Source organism: Venatorbacter sp. C2-1, from assembly GCF_022832715.1.
GTDB lineage: Bacteria > Pseudomonadota > Gammaproteobacteria > Pseudomonadales > Oceanobacteraceae > Venatoribacter > Venatoribacter alkanivorans.
Map to the genome: position 1 here is coordinate 2634681 of NZ_CP094879.1, position 22691 is coordinate 2657371.

Annotated in this window: 24 protein-coding genes and 2 tRNA genes; 3 read left to right on the forward strand and 23 right to left on the reverse strand. The window is 53.2% G+C overall.

Going from position 1 to position 22691, the window contains the following annotated elements; translation table 11 throughout:
* Positions 1–121: 121 nt before the first annotated feature.
* A complete protein-coding gene (locus MT343_RS11710) occupies positions 122–814 on the reverse strand; it encodes an FKBP-type peptidyl-prolyl cis-trans isomerase (protein ID WP_145470378.1) in 693 nt (230 codons plus the stop codon).
* Between the two features lie 484 nt (positions 815–1298).
* On the opposite strand from MT343_RS11710, the gene MT343_RS11715 reads away from it, so the two are divergent.
* Entirely contained in the window at positions 1299–2141 is an 843-nt protein-coding gene (locus MT343_RS11715; protein WP_145470376.1) for a hypothetical protein, read from the forward strand.
* Positions 2142–2221: 80 nt separating this feature from the next.
* Here MT343_RS11715 and MT343_RS11720 read toward each other — a convergent pair whose 3' ends face one another.
* From MT343_RS11720 to MT343_RS11750, 7 genes are all read right to left on the reverse strand, one after another.
* Positions 2222–2974 (reverse strand): TIGR04219 family outer membrane beta-barrel protein, encoded by a 753-nt coding sequence (locus tag MT343_RS11720; RefSeq protein ID WP_145470374.1) that lies wholly within the window; start codon positions 2972–2974, stop codon positions 2222–2224.
* A gap of 243 nt (positions 2975–3217) precedes the next feature.
* A complete protein-coding gene (purC, locus tag MT343_RS11725) occupies positions 3218–3928 on the reverse strand; it encodes a phosphoribosylaminoimidazolesuccinocarboxamide synthase (protein WP_145470372.1) in 711 nt (236 codons plus the stop codon).
* Between the two features lie 48 nt (positions 3929–3976).
* Entirely contained in the window at positions 3977–4738 is a 762-nt protein-coding gene (locus MT343_RS11730) for an MBL fold metallo-hydrolase (protein ID WP_145470370.1), read from the reverse strand.
* Entirely contained in the window at positions 4735–5385 is a 651-nt protein-coding gene (bamC, locus tag MT343_RS11735; RefSeq protein ID WP_186436007.1) for an outer membrane protein assembly factor BamC, read from the reverse strand. Before bamC ends, MT343_RS11730 begins: the two co-directional genes overlap by 4 nt.
* 13 nt (positions 5386–5398) lie before the next feature.
* Positions 5399–6274: a 4-hydroxy-tetrahydrodipicolinate synthase gene (gene dapA, locus MT343_RS11740; protein WP_145470366.1), complete on the reverse strand. Its 876-nt coding sequence runs from the start codon at positions 6272–6274 to the stop codon at positions 5399–5401.
* Positions 6275–6358: 84 nt separating this feature from the next.
* Positions 6359–7429 carry an AI-2E family transporter gene (locus MT343_RS11745; protein WP_145470364.1) on the reverse strand — a complete coding sequence of 357 codons (1071 nt, stop codon included), beginning with the start codon at positions 7427–7429 and terminating at the stop codon, positions 6359–6361.
* 4 nt (positions 7430–7433) lie between these two features.
* Complete coding sequence (locus MT343_RS11750; protein ID WP_145470362.1) at positions 7434–7676, reverse strand: sulfurtransferase TusA family protein; 243 nt, start codon at positions 7674–7676, stop codon at positions 7434–7436.
* Positions 7677–7833: 157 nt separating this feature from the next.
* On the opposite strand from MT343_RS11750, the gene MT343_RS11755 reads away from it, so the two are divergent.
* Positions 7834–9294: a M48 family metalloprotease gene (locus tag MT343_RS11755; RefSeq protein ID WP_186436006.1), complete on the forward strand. Its 1461-nt coding sequence runs from the start codon at positions 7834–7836 to the stop codon at positions 9292–9294.
* 101 nt (positions 9295–9395) lie between these two features.
* Here MT343_RS11755 and nadA read toward each other — a convergent pair whose 3' ends face one another.
* The 15 genes from nadA to clpB form a co-directional block, all read right to left on the reverse strand.
* Complete coding sequence (gene nadA / locus MT343_RS11760) at positions 9396–10430, reverse strand: quinolinate synthase NadA (protein ID WP_145470358.1); 1035 nt, start codon at positions 10428–10430, stop codon at positions 9396–9398.
* Positions 10431–10592: 162 nt separating this feature from the next.
* Positions 10593–10668: transfer RNA gene (locus tag MT343_RS11765), tRNA-Lys, on the reverse strand.
* Positions 10669–10741: 73 nt separating this feature from the next.
* Positions 10742–10817: transfer RNA gene (locus MT343_RS11770), tRNA-Lys, on the reverse strand.
* 185 nt (positions 10818–11002) lie between these two features.
* A complete protein-coding gene (gene ybgF, locus MT343_RS11775) occupies positions 11003–11779 on the reverse strand; it encodes a tol-pal system protein YbgF (protein WP_145470356.1) in 777 nt (258 codons plus the stop codon).
* Positions 11779–12330 (reverse strand): peptidoglycan-associated lipoprotein Pal, encoded by a 552-nt coding sequence (gene pal, locus MT343_RS11780; RefSeq protein ID WP_145470354.1) that lies wholly within the window; start codon positions 12328–12330, stop codon positions 11779–11781. The genes ybgF and pal overlap by 1 nt, the downstream gene beginning before the upstream one ends.
* A 31-nt stretch (positions 12331–12361) precedes the next feature.
* The gene (tolB, locus tag MT343_RS11785; protein ID WP_145470352.1) at positions 12362–13642 is read right to left on the reverse strand and encodes a Tol-Pal system beta propeller repeat protein TolB; all 1281 of its coding nucleotides are present in this window, start codon (positions 13640–13642) and stop codon (positions 12362–12364) included.
* Positions 13636–14457 (reverse strand): cell envelope integrity protein TolA, encoded by an 822-nt coding sequence (gene tolA, locus MT343_RS11790; protein ID WP_145470350.1) that lies wholly within the window; start codon positions 14455–14457, stop codon positions 13636–13638. The genes tolB and tolA overlap by 7 nt, the downstream gene beginning before the upstream one ends.
* Position 14458: 1 nt before the next feature.
* Positions 14459–14908: a protein TolR gene (tolR, locus tag MT343_RS11795; protein WP_145470348.1), complete on the reverse strand. Its 450-nt coding sequence runs from the start codon at positions 14906–14908 to the stop codon at positions 14459–14461.
* Positions 14908–15627 carry a protein TolQ gene (gene tolQ, locus MT343_RS11800; protein WP_222428601.1) on the reverse strand — a complete coding sequence of 240 codons (720 nt, stop codon included), beginning with the start codon at positions 15625–15627 and terminating at the stop codon, positions 14908–14910. Before tolQ ends, tolR begins: the two co-directional genes overlap by 1 nt.
* Complete coding sequence (ybgC, locus tag MT343_RS11805) at positions 15624–16094, reverse strand: tol-pal system-associated acyl-CoA thioesterase (protein WP_222428600.1); 471 nt, start codon at positions 16092–16094, stop codon at positions 15624–15626. Before ybgC ends, tolQ begins: the two co-directional genes overlap by 4 nt.
* Before the next feature lies 1 nt (position 16095).
* Entirely contained in the window at positions 16096–17121 is a 1026-nt protein-coding gene (ruvB, locus tag MT343_RS11810; RefSeq protein WP_145470342.1) for a Holliday junction branch migration DNA helicase RuvB, read from the reverse strand.
* 8 nt (positions 17122–17129) lie between these two features.
* A complete protein-coding gene (gene ruvA, locus MT343_RS11815) occupies positions 17130–17741 on the reverse strand; it encodes a Holliday junction branch migration protein RuvA (protein ID WP_145470340.1) in 612 nt (203 codons plus the stop codon).
* Between the two features lie 85 nt (positions 17742–17826).
* On the reverse strand, positions 17827–18342 hold the full coding sequence (gene ruvC / locus MT343_RS11820) for a crossover junction endodeoxyribonuclease RuvC (protein ID WP_145470338.1): 516 nt from the start codon (positions 18340–18342) through the stop codon (positions 17827–17829).
* The gene (locus MT343_RS11825) at positions 18339–18776 is read right to left on the reverse strand and encodes a protease complex subunit PrcB family protein (protein ID WP_145470336.1); all 438 of its coding nucleotides are present in this window, start codon (positions 18774–18776) and stop codon (positions 18339–18341) included. Before MT343_RS11825 ends, ruvC begins: the two co-directional genes overlap by 4 nt.
* A gap of 123 nt (positions 18777–18899) precedes the next feature.
* On the reverse strand, positions 18900–21485 hold the full coding sequence (clpB, locus tag MT343_RS11830) for an ATP-dependent chaperone ClpB (protein ID WP_145470334.1): 2586 nt from the start codon (positions 21483–21485) through the stop codon (positions 18900–18902).
* Positions 21486–21756: 271 nt separating this feature from the next.
* On the opposite strand from clpB, the gene MT343_RS11835 reads away from it, so the two are divergent.
* Positions 21757–22659, forward strand: a complete 903-nt coding sequence (locus MT343_RS11835) for a DMT family transporter (RefSeq protein WP_243989390.1) — start codon at positions 21757–21759, stop codon at positions 22657–22659.
* Positions 22660–22691 lie beyond the last annotated feature (32 nt).

The following is a 22691-nucleotide window of genomic DNA, read 5'->3' on the forward strand; positions in this document are numbered from 1 at the left end:
TAAGCACACCGACTAGTTAGTACGACAGACAATAAAGAATCAAGAAGATAAGAAAAGAGACAAACAGAAGAAAGCAGAAAGAGCAGGTGCGGCATACACCGCACCTTGCAACTGGCGTTAATTATTTAACGATATCCAGCAGCTCAACCTCAAACACCAGAGCGGAGTTTGCAGGAATACGCGGGCTTGGGCTACGCGCACCGTAAGCCAGCTCAGCAGGAATAAACAGCTTCCACTTGTCACCGACTTTCATCATCTGCAGCGCTTCAACCCAACCACGGATAACACCGGTAACCGGGAACTGTGCAGGCTCGCCACGCTCAACAGAACTGTCAAATACAGTGCCATCAATCAGAGTACCGTGATAGTGCACACGAACAGTATCAGAAGCTTCAGGCATTGGCTGACCATCGGCCGCAGCAACCATAACTTCGTACTGCAGACCGGATTCAGTTACAGTCACACCTTCACGCTTGGCGTTTTCAGCCAGGAAATCCTGACCCGCTTTTGCAGCGGCGTCATTCAGCGCTTCCTGCTTCATGGTTTGTTCTTCACGGATTTTATCAAAAGCCGCTTTAATCACATCTTCACCGATACGTGGCTCAGCATTTGCCAGGGCATCTTTGATACCTGCAGCAATCGCATCGGCATTCATGTCGACTTCTTCACGAGACAGCTGACGACCAATATTCAGACCAACGCCATAGCTCGCCTGATCAACATGATTTTCTAACTTCACAGAGTCCTCCTGACCGCAACCGGCCAACAACAAAGCACCCAGAATGACCGCAGGTGCTGATTTAATCAGATTCATGAAAATTCCTTGCATGAGTTATCCAAGAGGCCAGTACACTACTACAAGCCTGTAGTAATTCCTATGACAGCAAAAGCAATACGAAGTTTTTCCGTGCAAACAGAGAATCACACCACATTCAGCAGGCAAAATTACCGTTTTTAGCCCGCAGCTCGCATTCCCGTTTGATGTTTTTGCAGACCTGAATTTCAGCCTGTGACAGACCCGTCGCCATCTGGCAACGATAATGACGCTGGCGTAGTTCAGCATCCGGTATATTTCCCAAACCTTCACCGCAGCCCAACAAGCTCAGAAACAACAGACAGAACAGAACCTTCACAGCATTATCCAAATGCATATTTTCGCCAAGATTCGCACAGCACCGCAGCAGTGTCCAGCGCACCGGCTGCAACCTGTCGGCAAAGGAATATCCTTTCCGTCACACAAAGGGGATAAAAGCAGGATATAATCCGCCGCAAATGAGAAAAATAAAGGAGATACCACCATGCGGATGCTGATTATTCTGGCCTGCATACTGACACTACAAGCCTGCTCCGGCCCATCCAAAGAAGAACTACGCCGTATGCAGCTGCTTGAAGCGCAGCGCGCGGAACAGGCCGCCCTCGCCGCACAAAAAGAAGCACAGGAGCGCGAAATCCGCACCCGCGAACGTCTCTCTGATGCGCGTACGGCCTGGAGCAAAAAAAATCAGCTCAGCCAGCAGCAGATCAACACTCTATTCAGCAACAGCCCGGAAGACGGCCTGTCGTCTGATAAAATCTATTACGTACAATTCGATCTGCAGCCGGCCAAATACAACTACGGTCAGAACAAACAGAGCTTTACCATTGTTGGTATGCGCAATTTACCGAACAGCGCCGTTTATGGCCCGTTATTCCCGGATGAAAAAGCCCAGTATCAGCCAGGGCAGCTGGCCAAATCCGTACTGGAATTTGCATTAAAAGAAGAAACTGAAATTAACCGCATTGGTCAGGAAGTTCTGCGCGACCGCGGACAACGCTGGGTTGCCGCCGTTCTGAATTTTAAAAATTATGATTCACTGGTTAACCAGAACAACAGGCAAAGTGCTCTCTGGCGCTGGGAACCGGGTTTATTTGATGACCTGTCCTGGGATGTAACGCCGGAAGTTGCCTACCCCTACACCTCGGAGCGTACCCTGAGCCTGCAATTAGGCCTGCGTTTCTGCCTGCTGAAAGACCGTTGCTACCTCGACTCGAATTACCGCAAACATCCGACTCATGCCGTACGCGCAGAGGTTATCAGCGTTCTGGTGGCCAGCCATAAGAAAGGCGAAATTCTGGCGGAGTTTATCCGCGAAAAAGAATAGCCTGACGGCAAGCCATAAAAAAAGCGGCCATAATGGCCGCTTTTTTATGCTGACATATCAGCTCTTATCAGAAGCACTTATCAGAAACCCAGTGCCAGAGACGCACCGAAGTAAGCACCGGACACATCGAAATCGGTATCGATGTCAGCCAGGTCTTTGTCGGCTTTCAGATTAATGCTGCGGTAACCGGCTTCCAGACCGATATCGACAACAGGAATCGGCAGATCGTAACCGATGCCATAACTGATATCGCTCAGCTTATTACCACCCATACCGATGTAGTTGATATCGGCAGAAGCGTACAGACCGAACGGGCTGTCGATTTTCACTTCACCGTATACCAGCGGCATTACGAAATCGAGATCAACACTTTCGTTCACACTGCTGGTTTTTCCACTGACTTCCGCAACGCCATCAAACTGACGGGCGGTCAGACCAAAATTAATATCAACAAAAGGCACCGGTAATGGCAGACCCCAGTACAGAGTCAGATCAGAGTGGCTCAGATCCAGCGTACTGGTGACATTCTCGTTGAAGGTCTGATCAGCAAACTGGGCGTTAATATTACCGTCGCCTTCCAATTCCAGTGAGGTCTGCTTCAGCTTCAGATTAGGAATAAACGGCAGCGGGTGCTCAAAAAATACGGTCAGCTGCTGGCCATTGTCAGAATCGATATTCAGGCCATCTTTTTCAACAGAAACGCCCTCATCAATCTGGCCACCGGCTTCGGCATTCCAGACGCTGGCTTTGGCACCGACGGTAAAAAGTAAATCAGCTTGTGCGGCTACTGGTGTCATAGCCAGCAGAAACGCAGCGATTGCAGTCTTTTTCATGGAGATATTCCCGTTCTTATGATTTATCCAGTCAACCGTCAGTGCGGCCGAGTGCAGCTAGTTTGCCCGCAAATGGCACGAATGCCAATTCTTTGCGCAGCCAGCAAGAAATACTTCACAAATAAGGGAGGAGATGCAACAGGGAAAGAAACACAGAGAGGAAAATAAAACGAAAAGAAAATGCGCTCTCCACCGCCAGAAGACGGTGAAGAACGGACAGCCGGAAATCAATCCGGCCGGTAATCAGAAGGTCACGCCGATACGACGACCCACTTCTTCGTAGGCTTCAACCACACCGCCCAATCCCTGACGGAAACGGTCTTTATCCAGTTTCTCACGGGAATCTTTATCCCACAGGCGGCAGCCGTCTGGTGAGAATTCGTCACCCAGAACAACTTCACCTTTAAACAGACCGAATTCCAGCTTGGAATCAACCAGCAGCAGACCACCTTCAAGGAAAATCTGCTTCAGTACATCGTTCACTTTGAAGGTCAGTTCTTTCATACGCGCCAGATGCTGGTCTTCCACCCAACCAAAAGAACGTGCGTGGTATTCATTGACCATAGGGTCGCCCAGCGCATCATTCTTCAGGAACAGTTCGAAGGTTGGCGGAACCAGATCAATACCCTCTTCCACCCCCAGACGACGGCACAGAGAACCTGCGGCGATATTACGCACCACACACTCCAGCGGAATCATATCCAGACGCTTAACCAGCGCATCGGTATCCGACAGCAGGCGTTCAAAATGTGTCGGAATGCCGGCTTCAGCCAGCTTAGTCATTATGTAGGCGTTGAACTTGTTGTTCACCATACCTTTGCGGTCCAGCTGCTCGACTTTCTTGCCATCGAAAGCGGAAGTATCGTTGCGGAACTCCAGCACCATGTAGTCCGGATCGTCAGTGGTATACACAGACTTCGCCTTACCTGAGTAGAGTAATTCACGCTTTTCCATGGGGTTCTCCGAGGATGATCTTAAATGGTGGATCTTAAAAACCGGTTGTTACAGCTGCCGCCAGTCGGATACCTGATCCTGTTGCAGCAAAGATACTTCATGCGGCGCACATTGCAGCGCCTGAGACAGTGTCTGGCTGACCAGAGCACGGTCGTTATTCTTTTCACTGATATGACCTGCCGTGACATGCTGCAGGCCGTCCCACTGCACGCGACTGATCAGCTCAGCACACTGCTGATTACTCAGATGACCGAAATTGCCGGCCACTCTGGCACGCAGGCTGGGCGGATAAGGACCATTCTGCAACATCAGCGGATCGTGGTTGGCTTCAACCTGTAAGGCATGGCAGCGCTGATAAACATTCACAATATGCGGCGTTAACGAACCAAGATCCGACAAAACACCGAGGCGTTTTTCCGCGCTGTTTTCCAGTACAAACTGCAGAGGCTCTTCCGCATCGTGAGGCACCACGACCGGCAACACCGCCAGACCACCCACGCTGGTTACCTGATCAGAGCTGATACAACGCCAGAGCGGATGTTCCGTCCATTCCATTTTGCGTGCCGTGCCGAAGGAGGCATAAAACGGAATGCTCAGAGCTTCACATAACGCTGCCACCCCTTTGGCATGATCACCATGCTCGTGAGTAACAAACACACCATCCAGCTGGCGCGGGTCAACACCGGACTCCTGCAGCCGCAGCAGAATATTTTTGCGGTTAAAACCGCAGTCAATCAGCACTCCGCGGTCATTCTGTAAAACAATGGTGGCATTTCCGCGACTGCCACTGCCCAAAGATGCGTATCTCACTTTTCCAGCTGGGCTTTAATCTCGTTCAGCACATCAGCCGTTAAGGCTTCGCCGGCCAGATTGTCGGCATCGGTCAGCAGAGATAAATACACTCCCTGGCGGGCGCGGTTCATCTTCAGCAGATAGGTTTCTGTCACGACATTGTCGCCCCCCCAGAAACGATCCCACCAGCTCAGCTGCTCGGCATCGTTGCGGGTCGTCATTTCCAGATAATAGGTACCGGTGCTGCGGTTGAGGTCGGTCAGTTTCAGATCAGAGGCACTCAAAGCCTCCGTAACCGAGGCCCAAGCGCTGGCAAAACCACCATCAAGACGCAGGATCAGCGTACCGGCGCCATCTTTTTCCAGACGCGGATTCAGCGCTTCAGAACGGTATTCACTCAGAGAGGCAACGTTATCAGCCTCTTCGTCTTCCGCAATATAACGCTGCGGCTGTGGTGTCTCGAACGAGGATGGTTTTTCCGGAGTAACAGGCAAGGCCGGGATTGCATAGGCATCAGATGTTACCAGGCGGATGTCCTGCTCCGTCCGGGTTGGCGCCTGCTCTTCTGCATCCAGATAATCCATCGCACGGTCGCGAAAGGTATCACCGAACATCCAGCTGCAACCGGACAGCATAACAACGGCTGGCAACAATAAAATACGCATGCAATCGCCTGCTTTAAATGAGTTCAAGAGCAGCCAGAGACAGCTCAACTTTTGGCTTGTAACGCTCATCCAGCTCGACCAGCGGCAGACGGATACCACGTCCCATCAGCCCCATTTTATGCAAGGCCCATTTCACCGGAATCGGGTTGGCTTCGCAGAACATGGCATTGTGCAGGTTCATCAGACGCTCATTCAGTGCTTTCGCTTCCGCCGCCTGACCATCCAGCGCCAGCATACACAGCTGATGCATTAAAGCTGGTGCCACGTTGGCCGTTACCGAAATATTGCCTTTACCACCCAGCAGGATCAGCTCATAAGCCGTAGCATCATCACCGGAATAGACCGCCATACGGTCACCCACCAGTTCAATGACTTTACGCGCACGTTCCAGATCGCCGGTCGCTTCTTTAACGGCCACAATCTGCTCAACATCCGCCAGGGCTGCGATGGTTTCCGGTAGCATGTCACAAGCAGTACGGCCTGGTACGTTGTACAGAATCTGCGGAATATCCACGGCAGCAGCAATGGCCTCGTGGTGCTTGATCAGGCCACGCTGCGGAGGCTTGTTGTAATACGGAGTAACCAGCAGACAGGCATCGGCCCCCAGATTTTTTGCTTCCTGGGTCAGCTCAATCGCTTCTGAGGTTGAGTTAGCGCCGGTTCCGGCAATGATCGGACGACGACCGGCGGTGACCTTAACCACACGCTCAATCACCGCACAGTGCTCTTCTGTGCTCAGGGTTGCCGATTCACCGGTGGTGCCCACGGCAACAATAGCATCGGTGCCCTGTTTGATGTGGAACTCCACCAGTCCGTCCAGACTTTCCCAATCCACACTGCCATCAGCGTGCATAGGGGTTACCAAAGCCACAATACTGCCGGTAATCATTGAGCTCTACTCCAAAATATCCGCCCGGAACGGGCGCAGAAAAACAAAGGCGCAAGTCTACTGATGCAAGGGATTGGTGACAAGTCAGACGCAGTCACTATCGCTTACTCTGTTATCGGGCCAGGCCTGTAACACCGCTTTAAACAGGGTTGCCAGCGGAATCGCAAAGAACACGCCCCAGAACCCCCAAAGCCCGCCAAACACCAGCACCGCAACAATAATGGCCACCGGATGCAGATTCACCACTTCAGAAAACAGCAACGGCACCAGTACATTGCCATCCAATGCCTGAATGATGCCGTACACCACCATCAGCCAGATGAAATCGTTGGTCCAACCCCACTGCACATAACCCACTAGGGCAATCGGAATGGTGACCACCGCCGCACCGATATAAGGCACCAGCACCGACAACCCCACCGCAATGGCCAGCAGCGCCGCATAGTTCACGCCAAGAATCAGAAAGGCCACATAGGTCACGCCGCCGACGATAACAATTTCCAGCACCTTACCGCGGATGTAGTTGGCAATCTGCACGTCCATTTCAGACCAGATACGGTTCAGCAGTTGCCGGCGCTGCGGCAAAAATGCCGTACACCAGGCCAGAATCTGATCGGAGTCTTTCAACAGGAAGAACACCAGAATCGGCACCAGCACACAATAAATCAGCACCGCCATAACACCGGTAATCCCGGTAATGGAAAAACTCACGGCAAACTGCCCGACCGACGCCAGCTCATCACCTATCTGTTTGGTCCAGACTTTCACCTGATCGACCGACACCAGATCCGGATACTGCTGTGGAAGCAGCATCAGAAGTTCCTGACCCTTACTGGCCATACGCGGCAATTCATAGAAAAACTGTGTCAGCTGCTGCCAGGTGGCGGGCAGAATAATCAGCAATAACAGCATCAGTACGCTGACAAACAGCATAAAAACCAGCACGGTTGCGCCCAGATGACCAAGCCCCCGGCGCTTGCAGTAATTCATTGTCCCCTGCAACAGATACGCCAACACAATGGCGGTCAGGAACGGTGCCAGTACCTTGCCTAACGTGATAATAACCAGCAACACCGCCGTAATAAGCAACAACAAGAGCAGCGCTTCTTCATCGGAAAAATAGCGGTCAATCCAGCGCCGGAATACCTTAATCATGCCCTCAGGCTCCTTTTTTAATCCAGAACTGATAGCAACCATCGACATCGGAAGCGGCCACCAGTTCATTATTGGTCATTGCAATATATTTGCGGATATCACGCCACGAGCCGGCATCGGTTGCCCTCACCCACAACACTTCACCGATCGCCAGCGCTTTAAGCGCCAGCTTGGTTTTTAACAATGGCAATGGGCATTCCAGTCCGGAAGCATCAAGAGCCTGATGATATTGGTTTGAATTAGACACAGCGCACGCCTTTTGCCAAACTGAAGCCTCATTATATACGGATGTCTGCTGATAACGCCTGCACAGGGAATTGCAGTTCAGCGACAATGATCCATAAGACCTGCTGAACTCCTGCACCCTGGCGGGTCTAACGCAAATCAACTTCAGGAATCCGGGCTTGAATTTCCGCCTAACACGTCTGGCGCTGTTGCTGCTGAGCAGTTATGCCGCCCTTAGTATCCCAACCACCCAGGCTGCGACCGCCGATCTGCCGGATCTTGGCGACAGCGCCTCCAGCTATGTATCCCTGCAGGAAGAACATGATCTCGGACGAGTCTGGCTGCGCCAGCTGCGGGCACAGGCAAAAACCCTAGATGACCCGCTGATAACCGAATTTCTGGAAAACCTGATTTTCCGCCTGGTCCCCCACAGCGAAGTAAAACAATCCGAATTTGAATTTGTTGTTGTTGATCGCGCGGAATTAAATGCTTTTGCCGTACCCGGCGGCATTATTGGCATCAACTTCGGCATTTTGTTACACACCCGCGACGAAGACGAGCTGTCAGCCGTTCTGGCACATGAACTGGCTCACCTGAGTCAGCGTCACTTTGCCCGCCAGATCGAAGCCGCAGAAAAACAGGAACCCATCGCCATCGCCACCCTGCTGGCAAGCATTCTGCTGATTGCCACCAACAACCCCGATGCCGGTTTCGCCGGACTGCTCACCAGCCAAGCCGCCAGCATTCAGAGCCGCCTGGCCTATTCTCGCGAATGGGAACAGGAAGCAGACCGTATCGGTATGCGTACGCTGTCCACGGCAGGGCTCGATCCTTACGCCATGCCATCCATGTTTCAGCAGATGCTGCTGGCCAATCGTTACAACGAACGTCCACCGGAATTCTTACTCACCCACCCGGTAACCGAATCACGGGTCGCCGATGCCGCTGACCGTGCGCAAAAATACCCACGCAAACCCCGTTTGGCGAGCTTTGAATTCCGGGTACTGCAGAACGAAGCCATGATCCGCTACCAACTTAATGCTGACAAGCGCGTGGATTACTTCACCCACCAGTTACAGGTCACACCGCGCAGCAGCGCCGAACAGGCCGCTGCGCTGTACAGCCTGGCCAGACTGGCACTGGAAAATAACGACAACAGCGCCAGCCGTGCTTATCTGAAAAAAATCATCAGCCCGTGGCGCGATCACTCTGCCGTAGTCGCCCTGAATGCCAGCAGCCTGGCGGCGGAAGATAAATACGCCGAAGCCATCGACGCCATTAACGATGCTCTGCCTTTCGATCCCCAGGATTATCTGCTGCTGAGCACCAAAGCCTCCCTGCTGCGCCAGTCTGGCCAGAAAAATGAGGCAGTAGCCATTCTCAAACAACTGAGCGAATTGCGCAGTACCAATCCGGCAGTCTGGCGCATGCTGGGTGAAGCCGCAGGTGATGCCAATATGATTTTATTGGGCCATCGTGCCAATGCTGAATATCTGTTTTATTCGGGCTACCACGCCAAAGCGCTGCGACAGATGGAACTGGCCTTACAGCTGGCAAAAAAGAGCCATGATTTTCAGCAGGAAGCCGCACTGGGGCAGCGGCTGCGGGTAATGGCCAATACCGCCGCAGTTCTTCCCTGATCGCACTCATAACACCTGAAAAACAGACATAAAAAATGGGCCAGAAGGCCCATTTTTATTTGCTGTGCTCAGGCTTCATTCTATAAAGGCTTTATTAAATTTCAGCCTTTATTGAAATTCAGCATGCGCTGCAGGCTGACCACCGCCTGCTGACGCAGACCTTCTTCAATCAGAATTTCCTGATCGGCATTGACCAGCACATCACGGATGCTCTGCAGACCATTCATCGCCATCCACGGGCAATGCGCACAGCTGCGACAGGTTGCACCGTTACCTGCAGTTGGCGCTTCTATAAGAAGCTTATCCGGCGCCGCCTGCTGCATTTTATAAAAGATGGCTTTATCGGTAGCCACAATCAGCACAGGGTTCGGTAAGTTTTTGGCTGCCGCAATCAGCTGACTGGTCGAGCCCACGGCATCAGCCATTTTCACCACCGACTCCGGCGATTCCGGATGCACCAGCACCGCCGCATCCGGATGAACCTTCTTCAGATCTTCCAGCGCTTTGGCTTTAAATTCATCGTGAACAATACAGGCACTGTCCCACAGAATCATGTCAGCCCCGGTTTCACGCTGCACATAATTGCCCAGGTGCTTATCCGGTGCCCAGATCAGCTTCTGCCCCTGCTGTTTAAGATGATTGACCACATCAAGAGCAATACTCGAGGTAACCACCCAATCCGCACGCGCTTTTACCGCCGCCGAGGTATTGGCATACACCACCACGGTGCGATCCGGATGCTGATCACAAAAAGCCGAAAACTCTTCCACCGGACAGCCGATATCCAGCGAGCAGGTCGCCTCCAGCGTCGGCATCAGAATGCGTTTTTCCGGACTGAGGATCTTGGCGGTTTCACCCATAAAACGCACACCGGCCACAATCAGCGTGCTGGCTTTGTGGTCACGGCCAAAACGGGCCATTTCCAGAGAATCGGCCACACAACCGCCGGTTTCTTCCGCCAGAGCCTGGATTTCCGGGTCGGTGTAATAGTGGGCAACCAGAGCCGCATCTTCCTGAATCAGTAATTCACGGATCTCCTGCTTAAGTGCAGCGCTTTGCTCGGCCGTCAGCGGTGCCGCTGGTGCAGACCAGAAATCACGGACAATCTGTTGTGCGGCAGGTATGGTTTCGTTCATACATCTCTCTGTCAGACATGGATATAACGTGGCAATTTTATCACAGACAGAACACTGTCCGCTGCGTCACTCTGCGGACCAGAACCCTGCACAGAACAGATGGGGTTCCGGGAGGCAAATAAAAAGGGGAGAAAGCTTTTCGCTTTCTCCCCTTTTAGATGTTGGTGGGTCGTGCAGGATTCGAACCTGCGACCAATTGGTTAAAAGCCAACTGCTCTACCAACTGAGCTAACGACCCTTAAGTGCTGTGTATGTTACCGGGTTCTAAAAAAAAGTCAACCTTTTCAGTAACTTACCTCTTCCGTAAAAATTGGTGGGTCGTGCAGGATTCGAACCTGCGACCAATTGGTTAAAAGCCAACTGCTCTACCAACTGAGCTAACGACCCGGAAGAGGCGCATATAATACTTAATTTTCCGGAGCTGACAACCCTTTTTTCGAAAAAAGTTTCACTATCAGGGACTTAGCGTCATCCGGTGGCTACAAAAGACAGGTTATGAGCCCAGAATTCATGGGCTTTCAGGCGCGATAACAAAGAATATTCAGAAAGAAAAACAGGCCTTAAAAGGCCTGTCAGGAAAGCTTTGCAAGATAGGACTTGGCCAGTCTGACCGTACCGTCGGCCTTGCCGGTGTACAGATCAATAACCTTCTGCAGCCAGACCTTTGCCTGCGCCACATCACCCTTCTTATGCAGTGTGATTCCCATTTTATAGGTCGCATCGGCTGCTTTGTCATGATCAGGATATTGGGTAACCACCTTACGGAAGCTCTCCAGGGCTTTATCCAGATCGCTCTGAACCAGATAAACCTCACCAGACCAATACAGCGCATTACCGACTAACGGATCCTGCGGGTAATTTTTCACAAAATCGTTAAAGGCTACGTTGGCTTCAGCGAATTTTTTCTCACGCACCAGCGTCATCGCATTTTTATAAGCTTCTGCAGGAGATTCTTTCACTACCGCCACCGGAGCAGCCGCAGGTGAACCACCAGCCAGTAAAGCAGCTATCCGGCGATCAAGATCCAGGTAACGTTCCTGTTGCTCCTGAGTCAGACGTCGGATCAGATTATCCTGCTCTTCTACACGACCACGCAGCTCAGCAATTTCCTGTTGCATCTGTTCCATTTGCATGGACATTTCAGATAACAAACCAGAAGAAGCAGCGGGAATAACAGCAGGAGCATTGTTTGCCGGGGTTGTTACAGCAGCCCGGACAGAGGAGTCGGTCGGAGTGTTCTGGGTTGCCGGTGCGACCGGACGGGCCGCACCAACAGATACCCACTGATCATCCGCATTGGCGCTGGCAGTTACTGCAACCAGCGCAAAGGTCAGGACGACAGATTTCATTAACGGCTCTGGTATTTCACTTCAACGCGACGGTTCTTGGCGTAAGAGCCTTCGTCGTGACCCATCATTACCGGACGCTCTTCACCAAAGCTCACCACTTTCAGCTGAGAACCGTTGGCACCGTTAGCCATCAGGAAACGACGTACGGTCATAGAACGACGCTCGCCCAGAGCCAGGTTGTATTCAACAGTACCGCGCTCATCAGCGTGACCTTCCAGAACAACAGAGGCTGCTGGGTTAGCCGCCAGGAAAGCCGCATGAGCCATCAGAGCCGCTTTGCCTTCGCTCTTCAGAGTGCTCTGATCGAAGTCAAAGTAAAATACAGTTTGTTCACGCAGTGCAGCCTGAGCTTCGTTTGCTTCTGCTTCCAGAGCTTCACCATTTACACCAGCGCTTTCAACAGCATTGGTATCTTCGGCCTGTTGTTCAGTAGCTGTTGGTGCAACAGTAGAACCTGCACCCTCATTTACGTCTCCCTTGCTTGCACAAGCAGAAATCAACATAGCCCCAAAGGCCAAACCTAAGGTTTTATACAGTGCAGTAGTTTGCATAACAGTCTTCCAGTCCGAAAGTGAGTTTGAATTATTGGAAAATCGGCGACCAAGCAGGCTCCCTGACGTCACCATATTTTGATGGTAAGCGGAACTTAACATCGCCATCGACCGATACGGCCGCCAGAATGCTTCGGTTCGCTTCACTCGCAGCATAAATTACCATACTTCCATTGGGTGCAACACTAGGAGACTCATCCAATTCCGTCTCACTGGTAAGAATGTGCACTAATCCACTTTTCACGTCCTGAGATGCGATATGAAAGCGGTCATTAGCCTTATGGACATACACCAGTTTACGACCATCTGCGGTAATCCGAGCACGGGCATTGTAGCCACCCTCAAAGGTTACACGCACTACCTCTTTGTTGGCAGTGTCCAGCTTATATACCTGTGGACCACCTGCCCGACTCGAGGTGAAAAACAGATGACGGCCGTCAACATCCCACTGAGGTTCAGTATCAATGGCATAGTGATTGGTCATACGCTCGATTTTCCGGGTTGCAAGATCCATCACATAAATGTCTGGATTGCCGAGCTTTGACAACACAAACGCCAGCTGGGTTCCATCCGGAGAAAAAGCCGGCGCACTGTTGGAGCCATCAAAAGCCACTACCCGCTCACGCTTACCGGTAGCCAGCTCCTGGAAGAAAATCTCACTGCGACCATTTTCAAAAGACACATAGGCCACTTTCTTCGCATCCGGTGACCAGGCCGGAGAAATAATCGGATGCTTTGAGCTGTAGATCAGCTGTTCCCGCGCACCATCCGCGTCGGCATAGTTCAGGTTAAACCGGCTGCGTTCGCGGTTGGTGGTTACATAAATCAGTTTGGTGGAAAACACACCCGGTACACCCGTCAGCTTTTTAAAGATGTAATCGCTGATGTAATGCGCCAGGTCACGTAACTGGGATGCTTTACCTTTTACCCGGTGACGCAGAATTTCCACCTGCTGATGTACATCCATCACATGGAACTGCACCGCATAACCATCAGCCTGCAACTCCACGCTGCCGATGACGACAAAATCCTGTTTCAGGCGTGACCAGTCAGCGTAGATGACCTCACTTAACTGATGCGGCTGAGTAATCATATTGCTGGTAGCCAGCGTGCGGAAATAACCACTGCTGGCCAGATCGTTGGTCACAATAGCACTGACATCTTCCGGCAGAGCACTGCTGCCGTTCCAGCTGAAAGGCACTACGGCAACCGGAATCGCGCTCTGCTTCCCCTGAGTGACTTCAATTAATAACTCGGCCTGACTCAGGCTGGCAAACAGCCACATCAGGACAATCAAACTGTGCTTTACCACGTTGCATTCTCCGGTCTGAATTTCATTAAAAAGCTGCGGAAGTTTTCTTCAAATACCCGCACATCTTTTGGTACCGGCAGTGGCGAGGCTTTATAAACGGCCTGCTCAACGGAACGGTCAAGCGCCGCATTACCACTACCTTTGGTAATCTGAACCTGAATCACCTGCCCGGTTGGTACCAGAGTAATCCGTACTTCCACTTCCTGACTGGCCGTCACCGCCGGAGGGTATCGCCATACCGATTCCACCCGGGCTTTAATCTGATCGGTAAACTCCAGTGTCAGAGCAGCAGCGCGTTCAGCCTGAATCTTGGCTTCCTGCTGTTCTTTCAATTCTGCGGCAGCTTCTTCCTGTGCCATCTGCTCCAGCAATGCCTGCTCCTGAGCGGCTTTCTGTTTTGCCTGCTCGGCGGCTTTTTCTTTACTGGCCTTTTCTTTTGCTGCTTTGTCTTTTGCCTGCTTTTCTGCCAGTGCTTTTTCTTTTAACGCTTTTTCCTGTTCGCGTTTTTTCGCAGCAGCCTGTTTTTTCTTTTGTTCAGCTTCGCGCTTTTTCTGTTCAGCCAGTTTTTTCTTACGCTCCGCTTCCCGTTTGGCCGCCAGCTCCTGACGCTTTTTCTGTTTCTCTGCCTGTTGTTTACGCTGCTTTTCAGCCGCACTTTCCACCTGCACGACCGTGGCCACCACATGCGGTGGTACAGGTTCAGGCACGCGGTGCTCTGTTGGCCATTCAAGCAGAAACAGTGAGGCCACCAGAATATGCAGCCCCACAGACAATACGACCGGCAGCGAGTACCGTTCCGGATTCAGCCAGCTCATATCAGCGGCGAGCCTCCGGGTCCGGCGCTTCAGTAATCAGGCCAACATTATTAATACCAACACTCTGCAGCCCGCCCATCAGCGCAACCACTTTGCCGTAGGGTACGGCTTCATCACCGCGGATCATCAGACGGGTTTCAGGTACAGCGCCAATAATTTTCTGCGCATAGTCCTGAATTTCGCCCAGCGTCATGGCGGTGGGCTGACCTTCATCACGCTCGATAAAATAAATACCGCGTTCGTTAACCGACACAATAATAGTGCTGTCATCCGGCTCAATTTCGGTCGGTGTCGCGTCCACATCCGGCAGGTTAACCGGTACGCTCTGCACCAGCATCGGTGCTGTCACCATAAAAATAATCAGCAGCACCAGCATCACATCGATGTAGGGCACCACATTAATTTCGGCCATCGGCCGGCGCTTGGCCGCAGGAGGAGCCATAGGTTCCATTATTTTTTCTCCGCCGCCTTTTTCTCTTCGGCTTTGACTGCCTGCTGAATTTTATGTGCCTGACGGTACAGCAATGACGAGAACTCATCGGCAAAGGTATGCATGCCGGTTACTGTCTGATCGACGCGGCTGGCGAAGCGGTTGTAAAAAATCACCGCCGGAATGGCCGCAAGAAGACCCATCGCCGTGGCTACCAGCGCTTCAGAAATACCAGGAGCAACGGTGGCAATAGTCGCCTGCTTAACACTGGCCAGCCCCTGGAAGGAATGCATGATGCCCCACACGGTACCGAACAGACCGATATACGGGCTGGTAGAGCCCACAGTTGCCAGAAATGGCAGATGGGTATCCAGCAATTCAGATTCGCGGGTAATGGCAATACGCATCGCACGCTGTACACCGGCCATTACCGCATCCGGGTCATTGGTGTTTTGCTGGCGCATTTTTCCGAATTCTTTCAGGCCCGCCATAAAGACGTTTTCAACTGCACTTGGCACCGCCTTCTGCTGACATTCGCGGTACAGATCGTTGAGATCCACACCCGACCAGAAACGTTCTTCAAAATCGTGCAGCTGCTCACGGCTGGCGGATAACAAACGGGTACGCTGTACGATTACAACCCAGCTCATTACCGAAGCCGCCAGCAACATCAGCATCACCAGCTGCACAACAAAACTGGCGTTGATAATCAACGAAAAAATAGAAACAGACTCGTTCACAACGTCTCCTGACATTCATCATTATGTTCGGACGGATAAGCGGCCCCTGCCGTCATCCGTTTAAGAATGTCCGCGGGTACCGCCTGCGGACGTCCGGTATCGCTGATACAGGCGATGGTTATTTGCGCCTCTACCAGATATTCATGCGGATCAACCGCTTCCGCGCTTTCTGCTGCCGGTTTGCGCCAGACCTTCTGACTCAGCACCAGACTGGCTTTGCGGCTGTGTTCGACGGCCACCGACACCAGAAGTTCATCATCCAGTCGTGCCGGACTCAGGTATTTGGCCTGTACCTCACGCACCACAAATAACACATTCTGATGACGTAATTGTTCCTGACCGTAGCCCAGTGCGCGTAACCACTCGCTGCGCGCGCGTTCCAGAAAGCGGAAATAATTGGCGTAATACACAATGCCACCGGCATCGGTGTCTTCGATATACACCCGCAGCGGCCAGGTAAATGCCATGTTATTGCGCATCCTGATTAAAACGAACCGGCAAATCCAGACCAAAATGCAGATAGGCCAGTTTGGTCGCCATACGTCCGCGTGGTGTACGGGTAATGTACCCCTGCTGCATTAAGTAAGGCTCCAGCACGTCTTCAATGGTGTCACGTTCTTCACCAATGGAAGCCGCCAGACTGTCAACGCCCACCGGGCCACCGTCGTATTTTTCCAGCAGGGTCAGAAGCAGGCGGCGGTCCATATGATCGAAACCCTGCACATCGACATTGAGCATATTCAGCGCCGCATCGGCACAGGCATGGTTAACCGTGCCATCGCCTTTCACCTGAGCGTAATCACGTACACGGCGCAACAGACGGTTGGCAATACGCGGCGTGCCGCGTGCACGGCGGGCAATTTCTTTGGCGCCACTGTCATCCACTTCCAGCTGCATCAGACGCCCGGAGCGCGACACAATATGGGTCAGATCGGCGATATTATAAAACTCCAGCCGCTGCACAATGCCGAAGCGATCGCGCAGTGGCGAGGTCAGCAGACCCGCGCGGGTGGTCGCGCCGACCAGTGTAAAAGGTGGCAGATCGATTTTAATCGAACGGGCCGCAGGCCCTTCGCCCACCATAATATCCAGCTGATAATCTTCCATGGCCGGATACAGCACTTCTTCCACCGCCGGACTCAGACGGTGAATTTCATCAATAAAGAGAACGTCGCCTTCTTCCAGATTGGTCAGCAATGCTGCCAGATCGCCGGCTTTTTCCAGCACCGGGCCGGAGGTCGACTTAATCGCCACGCCCATTTCTTCGGCAATAATATTCGCCAGCGTGGTTTTACCCAGACCCGGCGGACCGAATACCAGCGTGTGATCCAGCGCTTCGTTACGGGCCCGTGCCGCGCCGATAAAAATTTCCATCTGCTCACGCACATGGGGCTGACCGATGTATTCGTTCAGCGATTTGGGACGGATAGCCCGGTCCTGATGTTCTTCGGCCGGTTGCGGTTGAGGGCTGATAAAGCGGTCAGTTTCGATCATGGATCACCTTATTTAGAACCCAGAGTGCTGCGCAGTGCCAGGCGGATCATTTCTTCCGCGCTGTCGACACCGGCACTGACTTTATTCAGCATTTTCGCCGCGTCCTGTGGCTTATAGCCCAGCGCGACCAGTGCACTTTCCGCTTCGCGCAGCAGATTATCCTGTGAGGCTTTTTCAGCATTATCTGCGGCCGCCCACAATGGCGCCGGCGCCTGCCATTCGGTCAGACGATCGCGCATTTCAACAATTAAACGTTCGGCGGTTTTCTTGCCAACACCGGGAAGTTTGGTCAGCGCCGTGACATCTTCGTTATGCACACAGACGGCAAAGGCGTTGACATCCATACCGGATAAAATCGCCAGAGCCAGTTTAGGCCCGACACCGCTGACTTTAATCAGGGTGCGGAACAGCGTGCGCTGACTCTTATCACTGAAGCCATATAACTGGTGCGCATCTTCGCGGATGGCAAGGTGGGTATAGAGCACCGCCTGGGTGCCGGTTTTGCCAAGCATGGCAAAGGTGGAAATCGGCGCCTGAATCTCATAGCCCACGCCGTTGACGTCAAGAAGCAGCTCCGGAGCCTGCTTCTCAAGAATAACGCCCTGTAATCGTCCGATCATGATTGCGTTCTGACTGCATAACTGGAAAGCGGCCTAGCCTACCAGTATGGCCGGGGCGGCTCAATGGAAGGTAGTGGCTGAGACGTTAACGCATCCGTCCGCGGGTCACGCCTTTCACTCCGGCCTGAGCCATCAGGCTGGCGCTGGTATGGGCATGGCAGATGGCAATGGCCAGCGCATCGGCGGCATCCGCCTGCGGAATACCCGGCAGCTTTAACAGGTACTGCACCATATGCTGAACCTGCTCTTTCGCCGCGCCACCTTTACCGACAACCGCCTGTTTAATGGTGCGCGGGGCATATTCTGCTACCGGCAAGCCCTGCTGTACCGCCGCCACAATGGCCACCCCACGGGCCTGACCCAGTTTTAATGCGGAGTCGGCATTCTTGCCCATAAACACCTGCTCGATGGCAAATTGCTCTGGCTGGTAGGTACTGATTAATTCGCTGACACCGTCGTAAATTTTTTTCAGACGCCCGGGTAATTCGCCCTCGCCGGTGCGGATACAACCACTGACGACGTATTCAATTTTCTGGCCCGTACGGCGGATCACACCAAAACCGGTAATGCGTGATCCCGGGTCAATGCCAAGAATAATCATGGGACTTTCACGGGCGCCTGTTTTTTCAGCGGAGTCGGACTTTGAAGAGCGTCTTGCGGAGTAAATGTCCATTCACGGCCACTGACCTGATCGGTCACCGTCAGATGCTGCCAGCCCGCCGGCAGAATAACCTGCAGACAAGGTGAGGTAATCACCTGAGCGTATTTCCTGTCCGGGTCGGGATAGCGCTCACGGAAGATCAGCTGGTAATCGCCGTCATCCTGCTGCTGCCCCACCAGATCGATACCATAACCGGCGTGCGGACGCTCACCCAGAGCAATGGTCAGGGCATTAAAACGCAGGCTGACACCTTCAGGGGCAGCACACTGATCCATGGTACTGAGTGGCAGACTGAGCGGCATCACCGTGGTGCAGGCACTCAGCACCATCGTCAGGCCAGCCACAAACAGGGAGGGTTTTAATAAACGACGCATCACAATCCGTCCTCCGTAACGATCACAGATAGATAAAGACGCCAGTATACACAAAACCCCCGCCACAGAGACTGCAACGGGGGTTTTGTCAGTGGCACTCAGCCGGTTTAAACGGCGCGGAGCTTACCCCGCACGGAAAACCAGCTGATCGTTGTCAACATCGGCAACGATGGTGGTACCCGGCAGGAATTTACCCGCCAGAATATCCTGCGCCAGCGGGTTTTCGATCCAGCGCTGAATCGCACGCTTTAAAGGCCGTGCGCCAAACACCGGGTCGTAACCCACATCCACCAGCTTGCTGATGGCCGCGTCGCTCATCTCAAACGCCAGATCGCGTTCTTTCAGACGGCCGCGCAACAGATCCAGCTGAATATCCGCAATGCCGCGGATCTGATCTTTCAGCAGCGGATGGAATACCACCGCCTCGTCAATCCGGTTAATAAATTCCGGACGGAAGTGGCTGCCGACAATATCCATCACCGCATCGCGCATTTCCTCGTACGGCTTATCGGCAAACATGGTCTGGATCACATCCGAGCCCAGGTTCGAGGTCATCACCAGTACGGTGTTTTTAAAGTCGACCCGGCGTCCCTGACCGTCGGTCAGCTGACCATCATCCAGCACCTGCAGCAGAATGTTGAACACATCCGGATGCGCCTTTTCCACTTCATCGAGCAAAATCACCGAATAAGGTTTACGCCGCACGGCTTCAGTCAGCAGGCCACCTTCTTCGTAACCAACATAACCCGGAGGCGCACCGATTAAGCGGGCCACGGAGTGTTTCTCCATATATTCCGACATATCGATGCGCACCATGGCGTCTCTGCTGTCGAACAGGAAGGTCGCCAGCGCCTTACAGAGTTCGGTTTTACCGACACCGGTTGGCCCTAAGAACAGGAATGAACCATTCGGCCGGTTCGGATCAGACAACCCGGCACGGGAACGGCGCACCGCGTTCGATACTGCAGCAATGGCCTGATCCTGCCCGACTACCGAATCGTGCAGTACCTCTTCCATGCGCAGCAGTTTTTCACGTTCGCCTTCCAGCATCTTGGTCACCGGCACACCGGTCCACTTCGACACCACTTCGGCAATTTCATCTTCGGTTACTTTATTGCGCAGCAGAGTAAATTCCTGCTTACCGGAGGTTTCTGCCTCGGCGGCTGTTGCCAGCTGCTTTTCCAGCTCCGGAATACGGCCGTACTGCAGTTCTGACATACGCTGCAGATCGCCGGCACGACGCGCCGCTTCCATCTCGATTCTGGCCTGTTCCAGCTGCTCTTTCGATTTGCTGGCACCTTCAAGCAGGGCTTTTTCTTTCTTCCACACCTCTTCCAGCTCGACGTAAGCGCGTCCGGCTTTATTGATCTCTTCGTTGAGATCGCTCAGGCGTTTTTTCGCCGCTTCGTCTTTTTCTTTACGCAGTGCTTCACGCTCAATTTTCAGCTGAATCAGGCGTCGTTCAAGCTTGTCCATTTCCTGTGGCTTGGAGTCGATTTCCATACGGATAACCGATGCTGCCTCATCCACCAGGTCGATGGCTTTATCCGGCAGACGACGATCCGGAATATAACGCTGCGACAGCTTGGCCGCGGCAATAATCGCACTGTCGGTAATCTGCACACCGTGGTGCACTTCGTAACGCTCTTTTAAACCGCGCAGAATCGCAATGGAGTCTTCCACGCTCGGCTCATCAACAATCACTTTTTGGAAACGACGCTCCAGTGCCGCGTCTTTTTCAATAAATTCGCGGTATTCATCTAACGTGGTCGCACCCACACAGTGCAGCTCACCACGGGCCAGCGCCGGTTTCAGCATATTGCCGGCATCCATTGCGCCATCGCCCTTACCGGCGCCGACCATGGTATGCAATTCATCGACAAACAGAATGATGCTGCCTTCGGCCTTGGTGACGTCTTTTAAAACGGCTTTTAAGCGCTCTTCAAATTCACCACGGTATTTGGCACCGGCCACCAGCGAACCCATATCCAGCGACAGAATGCGCTTATGCTTCAGGTTTTCCGGCACTTCACCATTGACGATACGCTGCGCCAGACCTTCCACCACCGCGGTTTTACCCACGCCCGGAGGTCCAATCAATACCGGATTGTTTTTGGTACGGCGCTGCAGCACCTGAATGGTACGGCGGATTTCATCATCACGGCCGATCACCGGATCCAGTTTGCCCGCTTCGGCACGCTCGGTCAGGTCGATGCAGTATTTATCCAGCGACTGACGGTTATCTTCGGCATTGGCATCCTGCACACTTTCACCGCCACGCAGTTCGTTAATGGCTTTATTAACGCTGTCTTTATTCAGACCCGCCGCGGCCAGTGCCTTACCTGTGCTGTTTTTATCGTCCAGCGCCACCAGCAGAAAGACTTCGCTCGACACATACTGGTCACCGCGTTTCTGCGCTTCTTTATCCGCCAGGTTGAGCAGACGGCCCAGCTCCGGCGCCAGCTGAATATTGCCGTCCGGACTGCTGACTTTGGGCTGCTCGTCCAGCAACGCACGCAGGGTACGGCCAAGCTCAACGACATTGGCACCACAACGGCGCACCACATCTTTAACCGAGCTGCTTGGCTGTTCGAGCAATGCCAGCAGTAAGTGGACGGTATCAATCTGATTATGATCCTGCCCCAGCGCCAGACTCTGGCTCTCGGCCAGAGCGTTCTGCAGACTGGTGGTCAACCGATCCATACGCATATTCCAATCTCCTAAATAGACGCTCAGGGCAGCCCCGAGCAGAGTTGATTCATTACCGCTTAGATGCGACCAGATTAATTTTTTTCAACACCTTCAAGATTAAATTTAGTAAAACTAATAGAAATTCATCTTGATACAGCGCATGCAAGCGGCCGATCGCACACAAATCCCACCGCCTGCCGTACGATTGCGTATAATCGCCGCCTTAGCCGTCACCTTCATCTATATAGTGACGCAGCGCTTCTTTTAAAGTCCGGGATACACACTTGCCATGACAGCCCCTGCAATGACCGACGCCCTGCGCCGCGGTGCGTTATTCCTGCTGCTGGGTGAAGCCCTGCTGGCATTAATGGGCGCGCTGGTCAAAGACCTGTCGGACGTGCTGTCGACCGAGCAGATTGTGTTCTTCCGTAATATCGCCGGTCTGATCGTACTCGCCCCTTTATTGCTGCGCACCGGCCTAAGTGAACTGAAAACCCGGGTCTGGCACTGGCATTTGCTGCGCGGTCTGGTCGGTGTCAGCGCCATGTACTGTTACTTCTGGGCACTGGCCCATCTGCCGCTCACCGAAGCCTTTCTGGTGAAGCTTTCGGCGCCGCTGTTTATGCCATTACTGGCACTCTGGTGGCTGAAAGAACCCGCCGGGCGCCACAGTTGGCTGGCGCTGCTGATCGGCTTTGCCGGGGTCAGTGTCATCCTGCAGCCCGGCGCTGAACACCCGGCCATGCTGAGTAATGGCGACAGCTACAACACAGCGCTGCTGGTCGGTCTGCTCGGCGCCTTTCTGGCCGCACTGGCCAAGGTCACCATCCGCCGTATGTCGGCTACCGAATCCAGCCAGCGTATTGTGTTTTATTTTGGCCTGACCGCCGCACTGGTTTCAGCCCCCGGCGCTCTGCTCAACTGGCAGCCGGTCCCTGACAGTACCTGGCTGTGGCTGCTGGCGCTTGGCGTGGTCGCTACCAGCGGCCAGCTGGCACTGACCCGCGCCTACCGCATCGCGCCAACCGGCAAGGTCGGTGTTTATGTTTACAGTGCGGTTATTTATGGCGCCCTGATGGGCTGGTGGTTCTGGGGAGAGATTCCGCCGTGGACGACCTGGGCCGGGGCCATTCTGATCGTACTGGCAGGCTTACTGAACCTGCATGCGCCGAAAAGCGACGCTAAAAGCTGACGAAGTTCAGGGCCGGTATCGCCTGACTATGC